The 18,383-nt window shown below is 46.5% G+C and carries 23 protein-coding genes; 14 read left to right on the forward strand and 9 right to left on the reverse strand.

Translation table 11 applies throughout. The features are described from left to right. The first annotated feature begins 9 nt into the window (after positions 1–9). Positions 10–642, forward strand: a complete 633-nt coding sequence (locus V4534_07985; protein MES2504800.1) for a hypothetical protein — start codon at positions 10–12, stop codon at positions 640–642. Positions 643–725: 83 nt separating this feature from the next. Continuing rightward, entirely contained in the window at positions 726–923 is a 198-nt protein-coding gene (locus V4534_07990; GenBank protein ID MES2504801.1) for a hypothetical protein, read from the forward strand. A gap of 112 nt (positions 924–1,035) precedes the next feature. Here the strand turns inward: V4534_07990 and V4534_07995 are convergent, their stop codons facing one another. After that, positions 1,036–1,575 (reverse strand): hypothetical protein, encoded by a 540-nt coding sequence (locus V4534_07995; protein MES2504802.1) that lies wholly within the window; start codon positions 1,573–1,575, stop codon positions 1,036–1,038. A gap of 433 nt (positions 1,576–2,008) precedes the next feature. Between V4534_07995 and V4534_08000 the strand changes: the two genes are divergently transcribed. Beyond that, positions 2,009–3,091, forward strand: coding sequence for a hypothetical protein (locus tag V4534_08000; GenBank protein ID MES2504803.1), 1,083 nt, complete (start codon positions 2,009–2,011; stop codon positions 3,089–3,091). On the opposite strand, the gene V4534_08005 is transcribed toward V4534_08000, so the two are convergent. Beyond that, positions 3,050–3,712 (reverse strand): histidine phosphatase family protein, encoded by a 663-nt coding sequence (locus V4534_08005; GenBank protein ID MES2504804.1) that lies wholly within the window; start codon positions 3,710–3,712, stop codon positions 3,050–3,052. The genes V4534_08000 and V4534_08005 overlap by 42 nt on opposite strands. A 51-nt stretch (positions 3,713–3,763) precedes the next feature. Then, positions 3,764–4,135: a hypothetical protein gene (locus V4534_08010; protein MES2504805.1), complete on the reverse strand. Its 372-nt coding sequence runs from the start codon at positions 4,133–4,135 to the stop codon at positions 3,764–3,766. 515 nt (positions 4,136–4,650) lie between these two features. Between V4534_08010 and V4534_08015 the strand changes: the two genes are divergently transcribed. Further along, positions 4,651–5,337, forward strand: a complete 687-nt coding sequence (locus tag V4534_08015; protein ID MES2504806.1) for a hypothetical protein — start codon at positions 4,651–4,653, stop codon at positions 5,335–5,337. A 334-nt stretch (positions 5,338–5,671) separates the two neighbouring features. On the opposite strand, the gene V4534_08020 is transcribed toward V4534_08015, so the two are convergent. Next, positions 5,672–6,667, reverse strand: a complete 996-nt coding sequence (locus V4534_08020) for a hypothetical protein (protein MES2504807.1) — start codon at positions 6,665–6,667, stop codon at positions 5,672–5,674. A gap of 96 nt (positions 6,668–6,763) precedes the next feature. On the opposite strand from V4534_08020, the gene V4534_08025 reads away from it, so the two are divergent. From V4534_08025 to V4534_08045, 5 genes are all read left to right on the forward strand, one after another. After that, a complete protein-coding gene (locus V4534_08025) occupies positions 6,764–7,171 on the forward strand; it encodes a hypothetical protein (GenBank protein MES2504808.1) in 408 nt (135 codons plus the stop codon). Positions 7,172–7,229: 58 nt separating this feature from the next. Beyond that, the gene (locus tag V4534_08030) at positions 7,230–7,625 is read left to right on the forward strand and encodes a response regulator (protein ID MES2504809.1); all 396 of its coding nucleotides are present in this window, start codon (positions 7,230–7,232) and stop codon (positions 7,623–7,625) included. Continuing rightward, the gene (locus V4534_08035; GenBank protein ID MES2504810.1) at positions 7,622–9,925 is read left to right on the forward strand and encodes an ATP-binding protein; all 2,304 of its coding nucleotides are present in this window, start codon (positions 7,622–7,624) and stop codon (positions 9,923–9,925) included. The genes V4534_08030 and V4534_08035 overlap by 4 nt, the downstream gene beginning before the upstream one ends. Before the next feature lie 61 nt (positions 9,926–9,986). Further along, positions 9,987–10,247, forward strand: a complete 261-nt coding sequence (locus tag V4534_08040; protein ID MES2504811.1) for a hypothetical protein — start codon at positions 9,987–9,989, stop codon at positions 10,245–10,247. Continuing rightward, positions 10,244–10,639: a type II toxin-antitoxin system VapC family toxin gene (locus tag V4534_08045; GenBank protein MES2504812.1), complete on the forward strand. Its 396-nt coding sequence runs from the start codon at positions 10,244–10,246 to the stop codon at positions 10,637–10,639. The genes V4534_08040 and V4534_08045 overlap by 4 nt, the downstream gene beginning before the upstream one ends. Here V4534_08045 and V4534_08050 read toward each other — a convergent pair. Beyond that, on the reverse strand, positions 10,617–11,087 hold the full coding sequence (locus V4534_08050) for a regulatory protein RecX (protein MES2504813.1): 471 nt from the start codon (positions 11,085–11,087) through the stop codon (positions 10,617–10,619). The two genes, V4534_08045 and V4534_08050, sit on opposite strands and share 23 nt — an antisense overlap. Before the next feature lie 41 nt (positions 11,088–11,128). On the opposite strand from V4534_08050, the gene V4534_08055 reads away from it, so the two are divergent. The 3 genes from V4534_08055 to V4534_08065 are packed head-to-tail and all read left to right on the forward strand — an operon-like array spanning position 11,129 to position 13,306. Then, positions 11,129–11,494, forward strand: coding sequence for a hypothetical protein (locus tag V4534_08055; GenBank protein ID MES2504814.1), 366 nt, complete (start codon positions 11,129–11,131; stop codon positions 11,492–11,494). A 60-nt stretch (positions 11,495–11,554) separates the two neighbouring features. Continuing rightward, entirely contained in the window at positions 11,555–12,805 is a 1,251-nt protein-coding gene (locus V4534_08060; GenBank protein MES2504815.1) for a hypothetical protein, read from the forward strand. Between the two features lie 45 nt (positions 12,806–12,850). Further along, positions 12,851–13,306, forward strand: a complete 456-nt coding sequence (locus V4534_08065; GenBank protein MES2504816.1) for a hypothetical protein — start codon at positions 12,851–12,853, stop codon at positions 13,304–13,306. Here the strand turns inward: V4534_08065 and V4534_08070 are convergent. Beyond that, on the reverse strand, positions 13,257–14,306 hold the full coding sequence (locus V4534_08070; protein MES2504817.1) for a hypothetical protein: 1,050 nt from the start codon (positions 14,304–14,306) through the stop codon (positions 13,257–13,259). The genes V4534_08065 and V4534_08070 overlap by 50 nt on opposite strands. Positions 14,307–14,348: 42 nt before the next feature. On the opposite strand from V4534_08070, the gene V4534_08075 reads away from it, so the two are divergent. After that, positions 14,349–14,786: a hypothetical protein gene (locus V4534_08075; GenBank protein MES2504818.1), complete on the forward strand. Its 438-nt coding sequence runs from the start codon at positions 14,349–14,351 to the stop codon at positions 14,784–14,786. A gap of 6 nt (positions 14,787–14,792) precedes the next feature. Continuing rightward, a complete protein-coding gene (gene ruvC, locus V4534_08080) occupies positions 14,793–15,350 on the forward strand; it encodes a crossover junction endodeoxyribonuclease RuvC (GenBank protein MES2504819.1) in 558 nt (185 codons plus the stop codon). Here ruvC and V4534_08085 read toward each other — a convergent pair. The 3 genes from V4534_08085 to icd all read right to left on the reverse strand — a co-directional run bounded on the left by V4534_08085 (position 15,312) and on the right by icd (position 18,374). Beyond that, entirely contained in the window at positions 15,312–16,526 is a 1,215-nt protein-coding gene (locus tag V4534_08085; GenBank protein MES2504820.1) for a chloride channel protein, read from the reverse strand. The two genes, ruvC and V4534_08085, sit on opposite strands and share 39 nt — an antisense overlap. Further along, complete coding sequence (locus V4534_08090) at positions 16,523–16,978, reverse strand: potassium-transporting ATPase subunit C (GenBank protein ID MES2504821.1); 456 nt, start codon at positions 16,976–16,978, stop codon at positions 16,523–16,525. Before V4534_08090 ends, V4534_08085 begins: the two co-directional genes overlap by 4 nt. 106 nt (positions 16,979–17,084) lie before the next feature. Beyond that, positions 17,085–18,374, reverse strand: a complete 1,290-nt coding sequence (gene icd / locus V4534_08095) for an NADP-dependent isocitrate dehydrogenase (GenBank protein ID MES2504822.1) — start codon at positions 18,372–18,374, stop codon at positions 17,085–17,087. Between the last annotated feature and the right edge of the window lie 9 nt (positions 18,375–18,383).

Consider the following 18,383-nt stretch of genomic DNA (forward strand, 5'->3'; position numbering starts at 1 on the left):
TCCTTTGTAATGTTCTTTTTAAGCAGAATGACATGCGCCGTAGTTATTGTTGCACTGTGGACCATTAGCTGTGCACAAAATCCCCCTGCTGAGGCTGAACAAATCGGTGTTTCTCTGGTTGAGGTTCCTGAAAAAAATGAAGACTATTTGTTTTTACAAGAGCTTGAACGGCAGGATTTGTCTAGGGATGTAGGTTTGCAACAGGCTAAAGATTTATGCGAACAGCGTATTCGCAGTGGGCTGGAAGAGGGCAGTCTGAGTTATGAAAAATGCAAAAATATTGGTGAGCGGCCACTGCGTTATACAGTTGATAACTATATCAAGACTATACAGGAACTGGGTAAACTGGGAGTAGGCATCCGTGATTTGCGAATCGGCAAGAGGTTATGTATTAACTTCTTTAACGCGCCTCCGTTTGGGGAGAATATTTCTGAATATCAGAAGTTATCGCGCAAATTTTTTGAAGCGGAAAAATGGCAGCTGCAACGATTTCGCTCTGTTTGTATGCGATTTGCTGATTTAGCCGACCAGGAAGAGGTTGTTGGTGAGAAACGCAGAACGCTTGAAGACCTGCGAAAATTGATATCCAATATTAATACCAATGCTACCTGCCCTATGATACCTTTCCCTCGTTTAGATTAGGTTTTTTAGCGGTCCTGCAAGCTTGACCTATATAACCTTATGAGTTCGGAATATTCTCTGCTTATTAGACCTGGCACCCGGCAATGCCGTTTACGTTATTTTTTAATGGCACGTACAATCCAAACGTTTTTTCGCCCGTTATGTGGGCTGGTCATTCGCTTGATGCTGACATTGGTAAACCCATTGGTTTGAAGAAACTCAGTTACGGCATCGCTATTTTGCAACACAGCAATGTCGGAAAGCAGAAAATTAAAAAAACTCTTTTGGGCGAATGCATGTAGGCTATACAGCATCCCGGAAATTGGTCGACCATCTTTATGCATTAGGTAAGGTTGGCCTTCTTTGTAGTCTTGGGCGACTGAGTTTCTTTAGCGAGAAAATTGGCGATCATTTCTATTGAAGCATAGGGATTAAATATTCCTTGAAACGGGTTTCCTTTACCGCGTGTTTTATAGCATTTATTGAAGCGCCAACCAAGATAATATAGGGATTCCATTCTATTTCGAGTACTGCATTGGAGGCCATGGCTTTGCCTAGGTTGATGACGGCTTCCTCGATGAAACGCTCTTGCTTAAAGTGCTCAATCAAGGGCACTTGTGGCTGGAACGAACCGGAGCGTGTTGTGGGTAGCCGCTCTAGATAGACGCTTCTCAAAATAAATTCTGAGAAATCAAAGGTTTTAACGTCTCCTTCGATATGTTGTGTTCTGTCCAAAATAGAGGGGTGAACGTCAAAAGTAGTGGCCTGGCCGTCGAAAGTTCTTAGATGTGTCAAATCAGGGTTGCCATGAAAATCTGCGTATTTAGGCCCATAACCATCCCGAGTATTTCTTGTCGAACCCACCACGAGGTAGAGTTCTTTTAAGGGGCGAGCTTGGGATGCTGAAGTTACGACTAACAATAAGAGAAGAATGAAAGTTCCATTTGAATGCATTGAAATCAATTAAGTATTCCAAGGTAGTTGGTCAATAAGTGTATTCTGTTTTCCATCATATCCTCCGGTTGTGCTAAAGTATTTAAAAGTAGCTGAATGGATTCGCTTTCGGTTAGGTTAATATTGTATACATGGAGGCATATTTGTGAATCGATCTGAAATTGAGCTTTGGCGAAAAGACGTGATTGCTCCTGAGGTTTCTCAAGCTCCTCCCGCTTCAAGAGCTGTTGCGCAGGATCACTTCGTCGAACCACCTGCATCTACATTGGATTCTCCTGTAGTAACAATAAAAACTCTGAGTTCTCGAATTTCTAATTTTGTTGCTCATATGTCGAACGTGGTAGATTATTTTACAAAAAGAAGTTCAAAATGCTTGGCGGCAATCCCTGAAAAGGATTTGAGCAGTGCCATAGGAAATGCTGATCAACTAGCTATGAATCGGTCGGGAGTATCTAAACTGGCCAAAGCGGAATGTGCGCGGTTAATCGCAGAAATTCCTGAATCGATGCGCGCTCGTATTCTGAGCACCGTGCGAGAACTTATAGCTCAACGGGAAGGCAATTTTTCGGAAGTTGTAGCGTTCCTTCGGGCCGTTGTTTCAGTGCCAGTTGCTAGAATCGATAGAGTGAGACAAGGCTTGGACCCACATATGTCCGTCTTGCGTCTGGCTGGCCTAATGCAAGCAAATACCAACCAAGGAGATCCGTACCAAGTGCATAGAGCTTGGCTGCAAGTAGGAAGACCTATCTATTTGAAGTTAACGAACGATTTAGTAGAGCAACCCGCATTGCCAAGTTCAACTACTGAGAAACTGAAAACATGGATTAAAGAAGCTGATTTTTCCGAATTTGCGACTAACTCTGAAGAACAGGAAGTTTTCAGAGCGAAACTAATGAATTTTTTGGGCTCATGGCAATTTGAGGCTGCGTTAAAGTATAATTTACCGGGTTTTGAAAAGCCATCTGTATCAGGTCAAGAGTTGCTCACGTTGGTGGTGAATTTCTGCGATCAACATCCGGAGTTTATTCCGGTTTTGCTACATCAAGGGCTTTATGATTCTTTGATTGCCTATGTGGATCGACCAGATCCCTCTTTGGCGCAAATCTCCTGCATTAAAGGTATTGCAGAACGTTTTCTGTTGTCCATGCGGCAGCTTGCTGGAAAAGATCCCAGCGAAGCGGCTTCAGAGATGGTTCAGAATGTTGAGTATCAACAATTCTTGTCGATGGGGATTCAGTCTGTCAGCGATTCTGAAAGGCACCAATGGCAGACTAAATATAAAAATATTCGGACAATGCAGGATTTGCAAATTGCTTTGGAAACCGAATTGAAAGATATTAAAAACAAACTGGCAAAACAAATCGAACAAAAGTATGGCGCTACAGTAGCTGATGAAGCCTATCAACAAGCTTTTTTGGGACCTATGGAAGAAGATAGCAACCTTAGTGCAGAGCAAGTGGCTGTGGTGTGGCGGCTAGTCAAAAATGCCAATCAGTCGACCATCCGAATCGAATGACGCGACAAATACCTGACAGTTTTTGAACCAAGAAGATGTATTAAAAATTGTTTTCAGAAAGCCACTATGGGTGACAACAGCTATTGTCCCAAATTTTCTGTCTCTCATCCATTGACGTAACCATGCTTTAAAATCATTAACTCGCTTTTCAAACTCGGCTTCGCTTTCTGAGTGATAGCCCCAAGCCCGATTAGTATCTAAGGAGTCAAAGTCGAACTTTGTAAATTTCTCTTTGAGTTCGTTTTTAGGTCGTATTGTACAAGGCAATATGCCCTTACGTTCGGAGCGACAAAATTCAACGACCGTTGGTGCAACGTAAAATGGTACGTCGCTATGGCCAAAGACCAAAGCGGCTGTCTCTAATGTTCGGCTCATGGGTGATACAACGACTGCCTCGATTTCCCTTAGCTCCAAATAGTAACGAGTTGTAAGGGCTTGTCGTTTGCCGTACGGAGTCAAACTGGGGTCTGAAAGTGCAGCATGTTGATCTTTTAGGCCTTTTTTCAAAAGCACATTGCCTTCAGATTCGGCATGACGAATAAAGTAGACAGTTTGGGCAGCCAAACTAGCGTGGAACGTTAAAAGTGAGAGTAGAACAACAAGTGCGAGACCAGAATTCATTGCGCTGTCCTACAGACATTATTTCCTGTGTCTAGAGCGGTGTAATTGAACCTACAGACGCTTGGCTGAGGTGAGCGCGTTGATAAGCCTTGGCTCACAATGGAGATATTGCGCTAATTCCAAAGCGCTCCGAGTTTCATAGACCAAATTCTGCAGTTCTATCCCTGGAAAAGTTACTGCATACTCCAGCATGGGTATATCGTTCCACTCGATGGCTTGATGCACTACTTGAGGTCGAAGGGAGATAAGTAGCTGCAGCATTTCTCTGCGTTTACCTAAGTATCTTTGGTTGTGATGGGGTAGGTTCCGAAATAGATCGCGCACCACGTTATAGCCTTTTTGGTCATAGTCCTTCAAAAAGTCTTCAAATGGTGTTGCTATAGTAGGTATGCAAAACAGAAAAAGTAAGGCTGTTTTCTTCATGAAATATCTTTGACATGGCAGACAAACCATCACAATCGACTTGTTTTCGAATCAAAAAGCTTCCGATTGAGGCGTCATTATCAGCTAAAGACTCATCTAAAGTTCCGCTGGGACGGTTAAGGGTAGCAATGGTTGGTGCAAGTAGGATTATGATGCTAGATCCAAGAAAATGATTAATACAGTATTTAAATTTCTATTTTTTGGCGCTAGTGCTGTGATTTTTGCAAGTTCTTCACCAGTGGATCCTGTTAAAATTGAATGCATTCAAACAGTTCTACACTCTTGCGCTCGCGAAAGGGAGCCAGCAGAGTTCAACCCGTGTTACAACAATGTAATTGAAATTTGTGAGGGCGTGAGTGAAGAGTCATTCCCAAAAGTTATACAGTCTGCTCAAGAGCGCATTCAAGGTTATTGGGCATGGACAGAGTCTTTGAATAAGGGTCATTTTCTTTTGTTTTCGCTCTAACACCCCGGTCAGCATTGCCCGGAAGTGTAAACTGTGTTTATTTCCGAAAATGCAGCTATTCAATAAAACAGTTGGATTCGCGTCGATGTTGTCGATTTCTGTCAATGCTAATGAGCATCTGCATTTGGAGCCGGCGTATCTCGGGCATTGGGATGCAAATGTTGCTTCTTGGGTTGAAGTGGCCCACAATAAAAATGCTTCTCTGGCAGATAGGCAAGCCGCTGCCCGAGAATTACTTTATGTTCTAGAGCCTATGTTTGACAATGAAAGCTCTGTATTTCAAAGTGAATACAATTATGTGATACTTTTATTACTAGCGGACTCGGAAGATGAAGCGCCTGACAGCGGAGCGTCGCAGGTTTTCATTAACAACGATGATGAGGATCCTTTAGCAGACGCCGACATTTGGACGGGGCCCGTATCTGTGGCAAGCTCTCCTTCTGCTTTGTTATCCGTTTTTCCAGATCTGCTGCAGCTTGGCACCGCACTCAGCGTTCTTGCTGACAACCCGCCAGCGATCCCGGTGACCGACGTCGCTCCTGAAGTGGTTCCGGTTCAGACTGCCCCGCCGCATTCCATCAGCGCGCCTGCACAGGTCTCTCCTTTTAATCCGACGCCTCCCGGCTCGGACAATTTGCCTTCGACCGAAGTCTTGGCCTGGGTTATGCAACAGCCAACCGTTGTTAGACCTCTTGTTAGGATATTGGGAGCTGCGAGCGTGTTGGGTAGGCGCTAGTCTCAGCGTGGGTCACTATGAAATGGGAAAGCCGTGATTAAAAGTCTGCTATTTATCCTATGTTTGCTATCTTTTCATGTGAATGGACAACCGAATCCGATGTCTGAAAGTGAGAAAAAACAGAATCGAGTTGTCAATTTGTGAATGGCGGCGATTTCAGGTGGGATGGCCGTTTATTTATGCATATATCCGCCTGAAGGGTACACGCAAACGGGTATGGGTCGTTTAATCAGAGTTGCACTGGGCTTGAGCGGGGCAACTTTGGTTGTAGCCGCAGCAGTTCAGTGTTGTCGTGAAGAATGGTGCTATCCATGAATTTAAATAGCTTTGCCGCTTAAGTCCGTCGGACAAAATGCTGTTTCGCCCAGCCTAGTTCGGGATGATAGACGTGGATTAAGAATTGGTTTGGCGCGACTTCATGTATTACCGATTTCCAAACGCCTTCCGCGGGAAAATATCGCATTACTTTCACAAGATCATTTATGACTACACCTTGAAAATCGCCCTCGGTGGAACGATAGATGGTTACTGGGTTTCCGTACGCATCTGGGATTGGGGGCGGATTTGGAGTCGTAAAGGAGGGGATAGGCTGTTGGGGGTGGAACCTCTCTCCCGTTACAGGGTTACCTAGAAGCTGCCCCAGGGCGGGATCGTAATCGCGCGCTCCCGAATTTTGGAGCGCAGTTAAAGCTTCCTGTGAGCCATGAAAAAATCCGCAGTTCGGACGGAGACAGACTTTGTTTTGATAGTAAGTGCATACCCTTCTCGGAATGGGTGCCCTTTCGCTGAGATGGGCGTAAGGGCAATTCATAACCGTGCAGTTGCCGTTTTTGAAGTTAGAACAGACCACGCCTTGATTGCGTGCTGCCGTTGTTGCTAAGCCTACTCGTACATTTGCTGGCCCCATGGGTATCTCAACGATGCCTGGAACATTTGTTAAAGAGACTGGACGTGAAGCCTCTGCTTTGTCGCTTGCTGTCGCTTCGGGCTCGGGGGTGATGGATTCTAATTGCCTTTCGAGCCAGTGATGCCGAGATTTTTCTGCGGCGGATAAATGGAAGTTTTTACTGGTGGCTTCTAATTGCTCTTTTTCTTTCGCGAGCTCTTTTGCCAAGCGCGTTTTTAGATGAGTTGCTTGGCCATCGGAATCTAGAAGTTGAGCTGGCTTCCATTCGGGTCTGTCGCTTAATCCGCCTCTAAATATTTGGCGAACTCGCCGCTTTAAGACATCCCCGAGGTTCGCTCTCTCGGCGATATACGCGGGTTTTAGTATTTGTGCTGATAAGAATGAGGATACTAGTAGACTTGTGATGAAAATGTTTTTGAACATATTACCTGCTCCGTTTTTACGGAGTGCGTTTAATGCATGTATCAGATGGGCGCAACATAGAGATGCAAAGTTAATACGTGTATTTTTCTGCGCCCTTTGACAGGTGTTAATCGCTCTGTAATTATTGCAAAAAGGAGATTTTACATGCGTATTGTTGCTATTATTTTGTCTTCCATTATTTTTTCCGGTTGTGCCACTGTATTTAAAGGTACGACCGAACGGGTTCGCTTTAAATCAAATCCTGCAGATGCCGCGGTATTTGTTGATGGTGAGCATGTTGGTTCCGCGACTGAAACTCATATATTAAAAAAAGGCTTTGAGGCACAATCCGTTACGCTCAAGATGGCTGGCTACCAAGATAAGGCCATTGTTGTTGAAAAGAGTTTTGATCCAATCGCTATTTTAAACATTTTGTTCTGGCCAGGATTTATCATTGATGCGGCTTCCGGTGCCATGATGAAAGTTAAAAAGCCTGTTTATGTGGCTGAATTGACCAAAAATTAATAAGATTCCGCTCATCCTTTGGGCGTAAGTGGTATTATTTTTAGTGGAGCTGTATGTTATGCCTGATGCGCCACTAAAAAAAATATTATACGTTGAAGATGTCGATGACATTAGAGTAATTGGTGAAATCGCCATTGGCATGAATAAAAGCTGGGAAGTGATTTCCAGTTCATCCGGAACAGATGCGCTTCAGAAAGCTTCTGAACTGCTGCCCGACCTGATTATTTTGGATGCCATGATGCCGGGTATGGATGGGCTTTCGACCATGAGAGCCCTCAAAAGCCAAGATATTACTAAAAATATCCCGGTGATCTTCATGACTTCAAAGATCCAGCGTGAAGAAAAGGCGCAATATCTGGCAGAAGGGGCAATTGGTGTGATTAGTAAGCCCTTTGAACCGATGGGATTAGCCAAAGAGGTCCAGCAAATTTTTGAGGCCGCGGGCCGGCAATGAAGGCGCGTCACGTTGTTATTGAGGTCATCTTTTTCCTCGTAGCGACTGGCGGGGTGATGATGCTCTACAACGCGATGAATGCGTCTGAAGAGAAGCTGGTTAAACAAATTGTGGCAAGGCAGGCTGAAAGAATTGACTTGATCCTGGCCAATGAAACTAAAAATAAACTCTCGTCTTTGAAACGTATGGGGCAACGCTGGGAAGCGGCTGGGGGAATCCCCAAGGACCTTTGGTTTGAAGACGCAAAGAATTATATTAACTCCATCACGGGCCTTAAAAAAATCGAAAGGCTCGGCATAGATCATGCAGTTATCTGGAGCATTTCGTCTTCAGACCAAAATGAGCAGGTGCCGGTAGATGAAACCGCCCTGAGCAATGCGGCGCAGTTAAATAGAATGGTCATGACGGCGCCGCTTGAAGTAGCGCCACATCAAAAGGGATTTATTTTGTATGTGCCACTCAAAATAAACGGCCAAAATGACGGTTTCTTTGAAGCGGTATTTTATACTGATGAGTTTTTTAAGCATGTTGTTATTGATAGCCTAGCCGACTGGTATGAAGTCAAAGTTTCCTATCAAGGAAATACGGTTTTTGAGAACAAAACGCACGATTCGTTGGAGAAGAATTTCTCAGTCTCTCAGACATTGAGATGGTATGACGACCAATGGTTGCTAACTTTAATCCCAACGAAAAGTTTTATAGACAGCAATTTTACTAGGCTTCCTCTGGTAGTACTTTTGGGAGGAATTTTAGTCGTTATCTTGATCTGCCTAGCCTTTCATGCCATGTCGGTCAGCAGGTGGCGTGCAAAACGCCTGGGTCAGTTAAATCGCTTTAATGAAGATATTATGTCCAGCGCAGTGCATCTAATTATCGCAACTGACTTGGATGGCAAAATACAAGTATTTAACCGAGCGGCCGAAAGTACCTTGGGTTATCAAGCGGACGAAGTTATCGGCCGTCTTACCCCTGCCATTTGGCATGACAAAGAAGAGATTGTGAAACGCGCGGCTGAGCTGAGCGAAGAAATGGGCCGCTTCATACCTCCCGGTCCTGAAGTCTTTACTTTTAAAACGATTCAAGAAGGCGTGGAATCGAGAGAGTGGACGTTTATTCGTAAGGATGGCTCGAAATTCCCTGGCAATCTAATTATGACTGCAAGGCGCAACGAGAAGGGCGGGATCATCGGTTATTTAGGAGTCATCGAAAACATTTCCGCTCATAAAGAAGCGGAACGCATCAAAAGCGAGTTTATTTCGATTATTAGTCATGAACTCCGTACGCCGCTTACATCCATTCGCGGCTCATTGGGCATTGTGCTCGGAGACTCAGCGAAGGAACTACCACCGAAAATCTCTACTTTGCTTCAGATTGCCAATAAGAACTGTGAGCGCCTGATTTTACTGATTAACGACATCTTGGATATTGACAAGATAGCAGCAGGAAAGATGCGTTTCGATATGCAGGACGTCTCGCTCGCAGACATCACCAAGCAGGCTGTTCAGGTTAATCAGGCCTATGCAGAAAGGCTTAATGTCCGAATCGAACTTGCGCCTCTAGATGAAAGCATCCGCGTGGTCTTAGATCCAGACCGTTATGTGCAGGTGCTATCAAATCTATTGTCGAATGCGGCCAAGTTTTCGCCAAGTGGTGGACAGATCGAGGTGCTTTCGGCTGTCGAGGACTCCAAAGTTCGCATCTATGTGCAAGATCACGGTCCTGGCATTCCTGAAGAGTTTCAATCTAAGATTTTCGGCAAATTTAGTCAGGCTGATTCTTCAGACACACGCGCCAAAGAGGGTACCGGCCTTGGCTTACACATTTCTAAACAGATTGTGTCTAAAATGAACGGCAATATTGGCTTCGACACCGAACCTGGCAAAGGAACAACCTTTTGGATCGAATTCGAACGGCTTCAGTATACTGCAGGCGCAGAAACTTCTTTGCCGCGCATACTGCACATTGAAGATGACATTGATTTCACCCGCATTATTTCGTTAGCCTTAAACGGAACGGCTGAGCTGGTCAGGGCAACCTCTCTGCGGCAAGCTGAGTATTACTTAAGAAAGCAGCATTTTGACCTAATTATCCTAGACGTTGGCATGCCCGATGGATCCGGCATCGATTTGCTTGATCAATTAGACAGCATTGTCTCAGAGCCTTTGCCTGTGGTTATTCTGTCTGCCGACACGGTCATGCCAGAAGTACAAAGGCAGGTGGCCGCTTCCATCGTAAAGGCCAAAATGTCCGAAGCCAAAATCATCGACATCATTAAGAATATTTTGAAAGAGCGTGTATAATTCTTATGGAGCAGGGCGCAACGGATTGCAAAATGTCTCGATTTGTATTATGTTTGAATACATGGCGCATACAAATATTATGACCGTTAGATTGGATGCTGCGCTCTTGACCGCATTGAAAGAGCGAGCTCGGCATGTGGGTAGGAGTGTGTCAGCAGAAGTCACGCAGATGATTAAACAACAAGTGGCGCCTGCTACAGGAGACTTTCACCCTGTTTTAAAAAGCGAGGGGATGTTTAGCCAATTCGAAGCTCCCACGCTGGAAGAATTAGGCGATTTGCGAAGGACCTACACGCAAAATATTGGCACTTGGTTGCCATGAAACAAGTCGTTTTGGACACTCATGCGCTTATTTGGCATCTTACTGCCCCGAAGCGATTGGGGAAAGCGGCCCATCGAGCCATGACTCAAGTAGATGCAGGTAAAGCAATTGCAATTATTCCTGCTATTGTAGCTGTGGAGTTAGCCCTTATCAGAGAAGCCGGACGACGGGTGCCTGGGCCTCCAGAGTTGGAATCTCTTGTGAAGCAGCATCCTGGCTTTCGAATTCAATCGATTGACTTGGCACACGCCATTGAGTTTATGCTGTTGGGCTCATTAAAAGATCCTTTTGACCGGCTGATTGTTGCCACGGCTCGTGTCTCTGGGATACCGCTATTGACCGCAGATGAGCGAATTACCAATTCAAGTCTTATTCAAACGATTTGGGATTAGGTCTAGCATTGATGCGCCGCACAATATCAAACGAATAACCATTGCGCAGCAGCATTTGGCTGGCTCTTAGAGCAATCTTCGGGTCGTTTGCTGCGCCTGGGTATTTGCGCTCGATCAATCGCCGAGCGGTATCTTCTTCGCTGACGTTCGTTGCTTCTTGAAGCAAGGCTTTGATTTGCTGCACGGAAAGCTGAATGCCTTTTTCGTTCAGCTTGCTACGTATCCATAACGCACCTTTGCCGCGCAGCGCTTGAGCGCGCACCCATAGCCCGGCGTAGCGCTCGTCATTAATGAAGTTAGACGCAACCATCTCTTCACAAACGGCGCGGGCTATATCCTTTGCGTAGCCTTTTTTGTAGAGATAGGTCATTAAATCCGCGGATGACGTTTCGCGGCGGCTGCACCTGTCCATAGCGGCACTTCTGGCTGTTTTGAATTCGGGGGTCATTTGACGGATGGTAAATATCACCTTATTGGCCGCGAATCACCATGAAGTTAATATTATTTTTGCTCTCGTTCAATCTTTTGGCAGCTGAATTTCAGGATTCCGACCTAGGGTCCGGCATTCTTAAGCATTATCAGTTACTGCTGTGTGCAAAATGCCACTTACAAGGTTGTGACATCGAAAAGCCAAAGGCTTCAGACATTCGATTGCTAATGGCAGAACAGGGAAACGAAAGATACTGGCATCGTAAGCTGCCAGTATCTCTGTTCGAAGCAGACGGATACTTTGCAAAAAATTACTTGGCTGCTCATTGTTCGGCTACAGATCTGCGCAACAGTCAACTGAATTGGTCTGGCGTAGACATCCATCCTGTGTCTGAGCCCTGCAAAAGAATCTTGGAAAGAATGTAGGACGTGAGGACACGCCTACATCTATTTGACATTTGATTAATATTAAATAGTCATTTTGAAATGAAATATATACTGACGCTTGCGTTGTTTTCTGTATCGATATTTGCCAATCCACAAGTCGCTGCAAGTAAGAAAGAAGATACGTCGTCTGCTTTTTTGCTGGGTGGAATTTATGAAGCCAGTCTAGCTGGTGGCAGTGTTTACTTGTGTTCTAAAATCTTGTCTTCGTCGGCTTTGAATGCTGCTGGCATAATTGTTGCTCCTCCAATCATCCTTGGCATGCACGCTGTTAATGTGGCGGATGGCATCGAAGAAATCATCAGTTGGCAAACCGGTCATGTGCCGTATGTTCGGCGTGTTAATGGTTATAACCCTTTGTTGATTCCAGGGTACTTGGTTTCGACGGTTTTGGATTATCTCGCTTTGCCAAGATATTTGAGCCAGGCGAAAAGCGCGGCTTTCGACTCTGGTCGGCAAGCAATGGCTAAAAACCTCGTTTTGGTACGAGCTGCCGTATCTGCGGTTGCGATTTATCAGTCTTCTTCACTGCTGAAGTCCAAAAGTAACGCTGTTGTGCGAAGTTCAGATGGGCTATTTAGAGTTTGCAATGATGCTCTAAATGGTGTGTCCAGAGACTTGATTGCTTTAACGATGAGGCATGCGAAACTGACCTCGAAAACATCTGCGCTTACAGGACAGCCTCAGCGAGCGACCTCTCCTCGTCTTCATCTTGCGATGGCGATGTCTCCACACTTGCGCCCAAGATTGCTATCGATGGGACTTAAACCTTTGAACCCTTTAGCCCTTAAAGCCTTAGAAATTCTAGCGGCGAAAAGTCGTAACTCTGCTGCTTTACTTATCGGTTCTGTTCATAATGCAGTAATCCTGCCTTTTGCCTATGCAATGGCTACTAATGACGAAAAGTCTTCTTTAATAAGTTCCGGTTATAAAATAGTAGATGAAGATATTGTCAGTCTTATTTCCTATGCAGTTCCCCGTTTAACAATCGGCTCTCAGTTAGAATGGTTTGCCAATTTACTTGCTGAAGGAAAGTGGACGGAGGCTTATCAATTTGTGACCAAAACATTTTCTAAAGAAGATGTAGTATCTGTGATCAACGTTGACCTGGATCGGCGACGTGAATTTGCTGTAGTTAACTTAGATCCGCATCGTGAATTTGATGGGGTATTTGTTGCTTTCGATCGGCATAACGGTAATGGTGAGCCGGATAGCGCCGATGTCACAGACGGGGCTGGTGCAGCTAGAACTGGGGTTAGACTACGTCGACACGCACCGCTTTCAGATGGTTAGTTCAGGCGTTGAATTCATTTGGATTTGATACTATTCCCGTAAGCCATGAGATTTGTTCAAGTGGTTTGCGGGATTCTTTTTGGGTATAGCCTTTTAGCTGGAAATTTTACGGATCATCTGGCGACTTTCGGTCCAGAGATGAGCGATTCCCAAAAAATTGACGCGCTTCGATCTCATTTGCGGTTGCATTTTTCGCTCTCTGGTAATGTAGAAGTTCAAGAGTTGGCTAATTGGCTTTATGTTAACTTAGGAACGATACAGCCTTCGCCAATGGCATTCGCTGCCATACTCGATATGGGGATGAACCCAAGCTCAATTCCTGTTGTCCCGACTGGCCCAGTACGCCTGGCTCTTACTTCTCTTTCCCGAAATGGTGAGCTGCTCCCGTATGTACGAAGCGACTTTAGGATCTTGACCCTTCCTACCGAGTTGGCCAAAGAAATACGTCGTATTATCCAGTTATGGCAGGCTTCGCGGGGACGTGAAAATTTAGCTCAATAATTTTTTGAATAAGCTCGTCAGATGGCGCATCCGAGCTGATAATATTGACTGATTTTAGTTCTCTCGATGCGTTGTTGATATACTCGATTGAAGCTCTGTTCATGAGTTCTGACCATTCGATGAGGCTGTCTGGCGTGTCGCATTCGGCGGCATAGCCGACGATGGCCGCGATAAGGGAGTCTTGGGTTGGGGTAACCGTGAAGAATACTAGATTCAATTGATTGCCGGATTCAAGTTCCTGAATATAATCAACGATTCGATCGAGCGATTCGGTCGTGTTTTGGGAGTTTGGCCAGTAGGTATTGAAAGCATTTGTTGGCCAGATGGCGCGACGAGGTCTTTGAGGGTCAAGCGTTGTGCTCCAAAGTATTTGGTATTTTTTGGCGAGCAAATCTCTCATGGTTAGTGTTTGGTTGAAGGTGAATTTGTTTAAACGTGGCACGAGTAAACTTGACAAAGTTATTTCGATTTTATCTAGAGCCTGCTCTTGATAGGGCTGGTGGTTTTCGCTGTGTTCCGCGTCCGGCTGCATCTGTACCAGTAAAAGTTCAGTGGGGTGGACCTTTAAAAAGGCTTGTATTTGCTCCAGAGCGGAATCGAGTGGAATGCTCGCAATACTGTGTGCCAAGTAAAATGCTTTGAGCGCTTGGTTATAAAATATCCTTAAATCAAGCGCGCGCACGCCTTGTTCGAGCTGCTGCATGAGCGTCAGCTTCTGCGTGAGGGTGGTGCGCTGAATGAGGCCTGCGATAATAGGTTCTCGGCGGGCGATGTTGATGGCCCAGTTCATCATGGGTGTCTTTAGGCTGGGTGTTGCTGAAAGATTAAAATAATAGGCAGCGCTGTCATGGGAGCCGGGTAGGTGAATCTGATTCAGAGGCCGGCTTTTAATACTGTCTGGGAGGTCTCGCATCCAATCTGCCTGGCATTTGCCTTCGTAATATTGGCAGGTGGCATAGGTAGGTAAGCTTAAGAAGACTAGAAGAATCAAGAGGCGCATGGGAGGAATAATAACTATTAAAAAGGTGCTCTTACTCCACGCATGCGTACCATCACTTTTCACTTGTTTTCTCTGATTTTGATTCTAGGTCCGGCAAAAGGGAGTCATGCTGATGCTGGTAACGCCACTTGCATGGCGGTGGTGCAGGAAGCTGTAGAGACTGTGCGTCATTTAAGCGATATTGTGGCAGATATCAGCGCGCAAGTTCCATCCATGTTGAAGACGATCGAAGATATTAGAGTGCAAGTTGCTGAGACCACTAAATTGGTTGAGAGCCGGACGGAGTCAGCTTATTTGGCTGGAACTTTTGCGCTGGCTACCTTTGCAGCGGTAATTGTGGGGATGGGAACCATTGGCGTTTGGAAAATGGTGACAACGAGGATTGCTGGCTATTGGGTGAGGTCTCACCCGAACCAGGCCTTACATGGGCCGGATAGCCCTCTTGGCAATGGTCAACGGCTGCAAAATCGGCTACCTTAAGCGCCAATGCGGCGTATTATTGGCATAGATCCCGGTTCGCGAAAAACCGGTGTGGGTATCATTGACTATGATATTGCACAAAGAAAAATTCACTTGGTTCATGCCACGGTGTTGCGCCTTGATTTGGAGACAGAACTGCATACACGACTTGGCGAGCTGGCCGAGCGGTTGCAATCAGTATTAGAGCTTTATCAGCCGCATCATGCTGTCTTGGAAGATGTATTTTCGGGTGAGCATCCCCGTGCAGCGTTGATTTTAGGTCAAGCGCGTGGCGCTTGTCTCGCCATGCTGGGCCTCAAAAAAATTGAAGTCACGGCGATGGCTCCCCGAAAAGTAAAACAGGCTATGACTGGCACAGGCAGTGCGAGCAAAGATCAAGTGGGCGAGATGGTTCGCGTATTATTAAAGCTCGATAAAAAGCCTGCTGAGGACGCTGGCGATGCGCTGGCTTTGGCGATGTCTCATTTGCTGGCACCGGAAGGTTTAAAGATCCCGCGCGTTAGTGCGAAGAAATCCCGAGACGGGTTAATGGCGCTTGCGCAGGCTCAAGGTCTGCTGAAATAACCACGGAATGCCGATTGCCAACGCAACCGGGAGAGCGAACCTCAGATCCATGCGCGTGAATTCAAAAATCATCACAGCCGACGTGACCGGCATGCTTTGTGCGGCGCCTAAAAATACCGCGGCGCCGATAATTGCAAAAGCGTTGAGCTCTGAGCCTGGCCATATCATGTTCCAGCCAGCACCCAGCAATGCAGATAACAATGCGCCAATAGCCAACGATGGGGTTAATAATCCGCCAGGCAGGCCAGTTCTCACCGTTGAGAGCGTGAAGAAAATCCGTAGGATCAGCAAGATTCCCGTCAGCCATAAATTGATTTCGTGATCGAATTCTAATCGAGCTGGACTTTTGCCGTTGCCCAACAACGCTGGATAATAGACGGATAAGATACCTAACAACGCGAAGTTGATAAAGCAAAATACCGGCAGCCGCCAGTTTTTTGGAGCGCTGCTTTTCATGCGCTGTGCAGCTTTTTTAAATTGCACGCCTAAAAAGTTCAGCAGTAATCCAGCAATGAGAGACCAGACAATCAATGATACCGTCAGATGCATGGGCGCTATGTGATAGGCAGGCTGATTTTTGAGCCCAATCCATGAGACCAAGACCGCGAGGCCAGAGACAAAAAAAGCTTGGCAAGCAAGTTGCAAGCTGACTTTCCGCAAGATGACTTCCAGCGCAAATAGCGCACCTGCTAAAGGGACGTTATAAATCGCCGCAAGGCCCGCGCCTGCACCACAGGCAATAAGCGTGCGCGTATCCGCCGGTGTGAGGTCGAATTTTTTGCAAAGCCATTGTGCGCTTAAAGCCCCAAGTTCCCGTGGGGCAACTTCTCGCCCAAGCGGTGAGCCCAGCGCTGCTGAGGTGATTTGTAAGATACCGCCCAGGACTGTTTTCACGGGCGGCATAGGGTGGTTGTTTTGCACCGCTTGGGAAATGCTGACTAGAGGTTTGCCGAAGTGGTATAAGAGCCACCAGCCTATGCCGCCGAGTAGACCCCCACTGATGACAACGATTAGCCTGCGCTCAGGTGAAGCATTTTCGACCGCCCTTAAAAAATCGGCGGAGTGAGTTCCAAAAGCTATAGTTTGCAAAGCGTGCAAGAGCAGGGCTAAGCCCATGCCCAGCAGGCCGGCGGTAATACCGACCAAGATGGTGGCCGTCAGTCGCTTGAGAATCATGGGGCTATAATGTCTAATTCCAGATTGGCGAGCAACACATTCATATGGTGCTTGCCGGTGAGCACCGACTCGACAGTCTTTCGGTCGACACCTCTAGCGCTTGCAATGCGGTCAATTTGGTCGAGCGCCATTTCTAAAGTGATGTGCGGATCAAGACCACTGCCTGAGCTGGTAGGCTCGCCTTGCTTAGGAAACTGCGGGTTGGTCGGCGCCAAGTTGCTGGCTGCTGAAGGTACTGCATGATAGTTGCTGGCGGAAGGTCTCGGCCAGAAATATTTTGGGTTGGTGAAAGGCTGAGCAATGAGTTCACTGCCGATGACTTTGCCGTCTTTTACAATGAGGCTGCCAGCGCTTTTTTCAGGGAAAATCACTCTGACGACCCCGGTAACCGCCAGGGGATACAAAAGCCCGGTAACAACAAGCATCGATAAAAAGAACAACACTGGGCCCATGAGATGGGAACCGAGGGGGACGGTGTTATATTCCGTGGCAACCTCACCCTAAATCCCTCTCCAGGATCTGGAGAGGGACTTTAATGGAGAGGGGCTGGGGGTGAGGTTACATGTGACCGATGACGGCGCCGGCGAATTCGGAGCACTTTAGGAGTGTTGCACCTTCCATTAGCCGGTGGAAATCGTAGGTCACTTGCTTGTCTGAGATCGCGCCGTCCATGCCCTTGATAATCAAGTCGGCGGCTTCGTTCCAACCCATATATCTGAGCATCATCTCGCCGGACAATATCACTGAACCTGGGTTCACTTTATCAAGACCTGCATATTTCGGTGCTGTGCCATGCGTCGCTTCGAAAATGGCATGGCCTGTTTGATAGTTGATATTGCCACCAGGCGCGATGCCAATGCCGCCGACTTGCGCTGCCAGCGCATCGCTTAAATAATCGCCATTGAGATTCAGCGTTGCAATCACGTCAAACTCTTTCGGCCTAGTCAGCACTTGCTGTAAGGTGATGTCTGCGATGGAGTCTTTAATCATCACCTTGCCCAAATGAGCCGGCGACAAAGTGCTCCAAACTTGATTGATTTCATCGACAATAGCGCGCTGCTGGCTTTCAGTCATCATATCAAAGCCTGGCTCTAAATTGGTTGGATTTTTGCTCGGGTCATTTAAAATCCACGATTCTCTCTCGGTAATGATTTGGTCTCTGAAATCGCGCTTGGCCAAGGCATAACCCCAATCACGAAAGCCACCTTCGGTGTATTTCATGATGTTGCCTTTGTGCACAAAGGTCACGCTTTTACGCTTTTCTTTCAAAGCGTATTCGATGGCGCTTTTGACTAAGCGTTCAGTGCCTTGTTTGGACACTGGCTTGATACCGATGGCGCTGGTTTCAGGAAACCTGATTTTATTAACGCCCATTTCCTTTTGCAAAAAGGCGATTAATTTCTGAGCTTCAGCGCTTTCAGCGGCGTATTCGATGCCAGCGTAGATGTCCTCGGTGTTTTCTCGGAAGATAACCATGTCAACGCTTTCAGGGCGTTTAACAGGCGAGGGTACACCTTGAAACCATCGCACTGGGCGTAGGCAGACATAAAGATCAAGGATTTGACGTAGCGCCACGTTGAGGGAGCGAATACCGCCGCCAACAGGGGTGGTCAGCGGGCCTTTGATGCCAATCTTGTGTTTTTTGAATGCTTCCAACGTCTCATCAGGAAGCCAGTTGCCGAATTTGCGGAATGCTTTTTCGCCTGCGTAGACTTCAAGCCACTCGATTTTTCGTTTACCTTGATAGGCTTTTTCTACCGCTGCATCAAAAACACGCTGGCTGGCCCGCCAAATATCTGGGCCGGTGCCGTCGCCTTCAATATAAGGAACAACTGTGGATTCGGTCATATGATTCTC

The sequence above is a fragment of the Myxococcota bacterium genome, from assembly GCA_040387835.1.
Lineage (GTDB): Bacteria > Myxococcota > UBA727 > UBA727 > JABDBI01 > JAZKCZ01.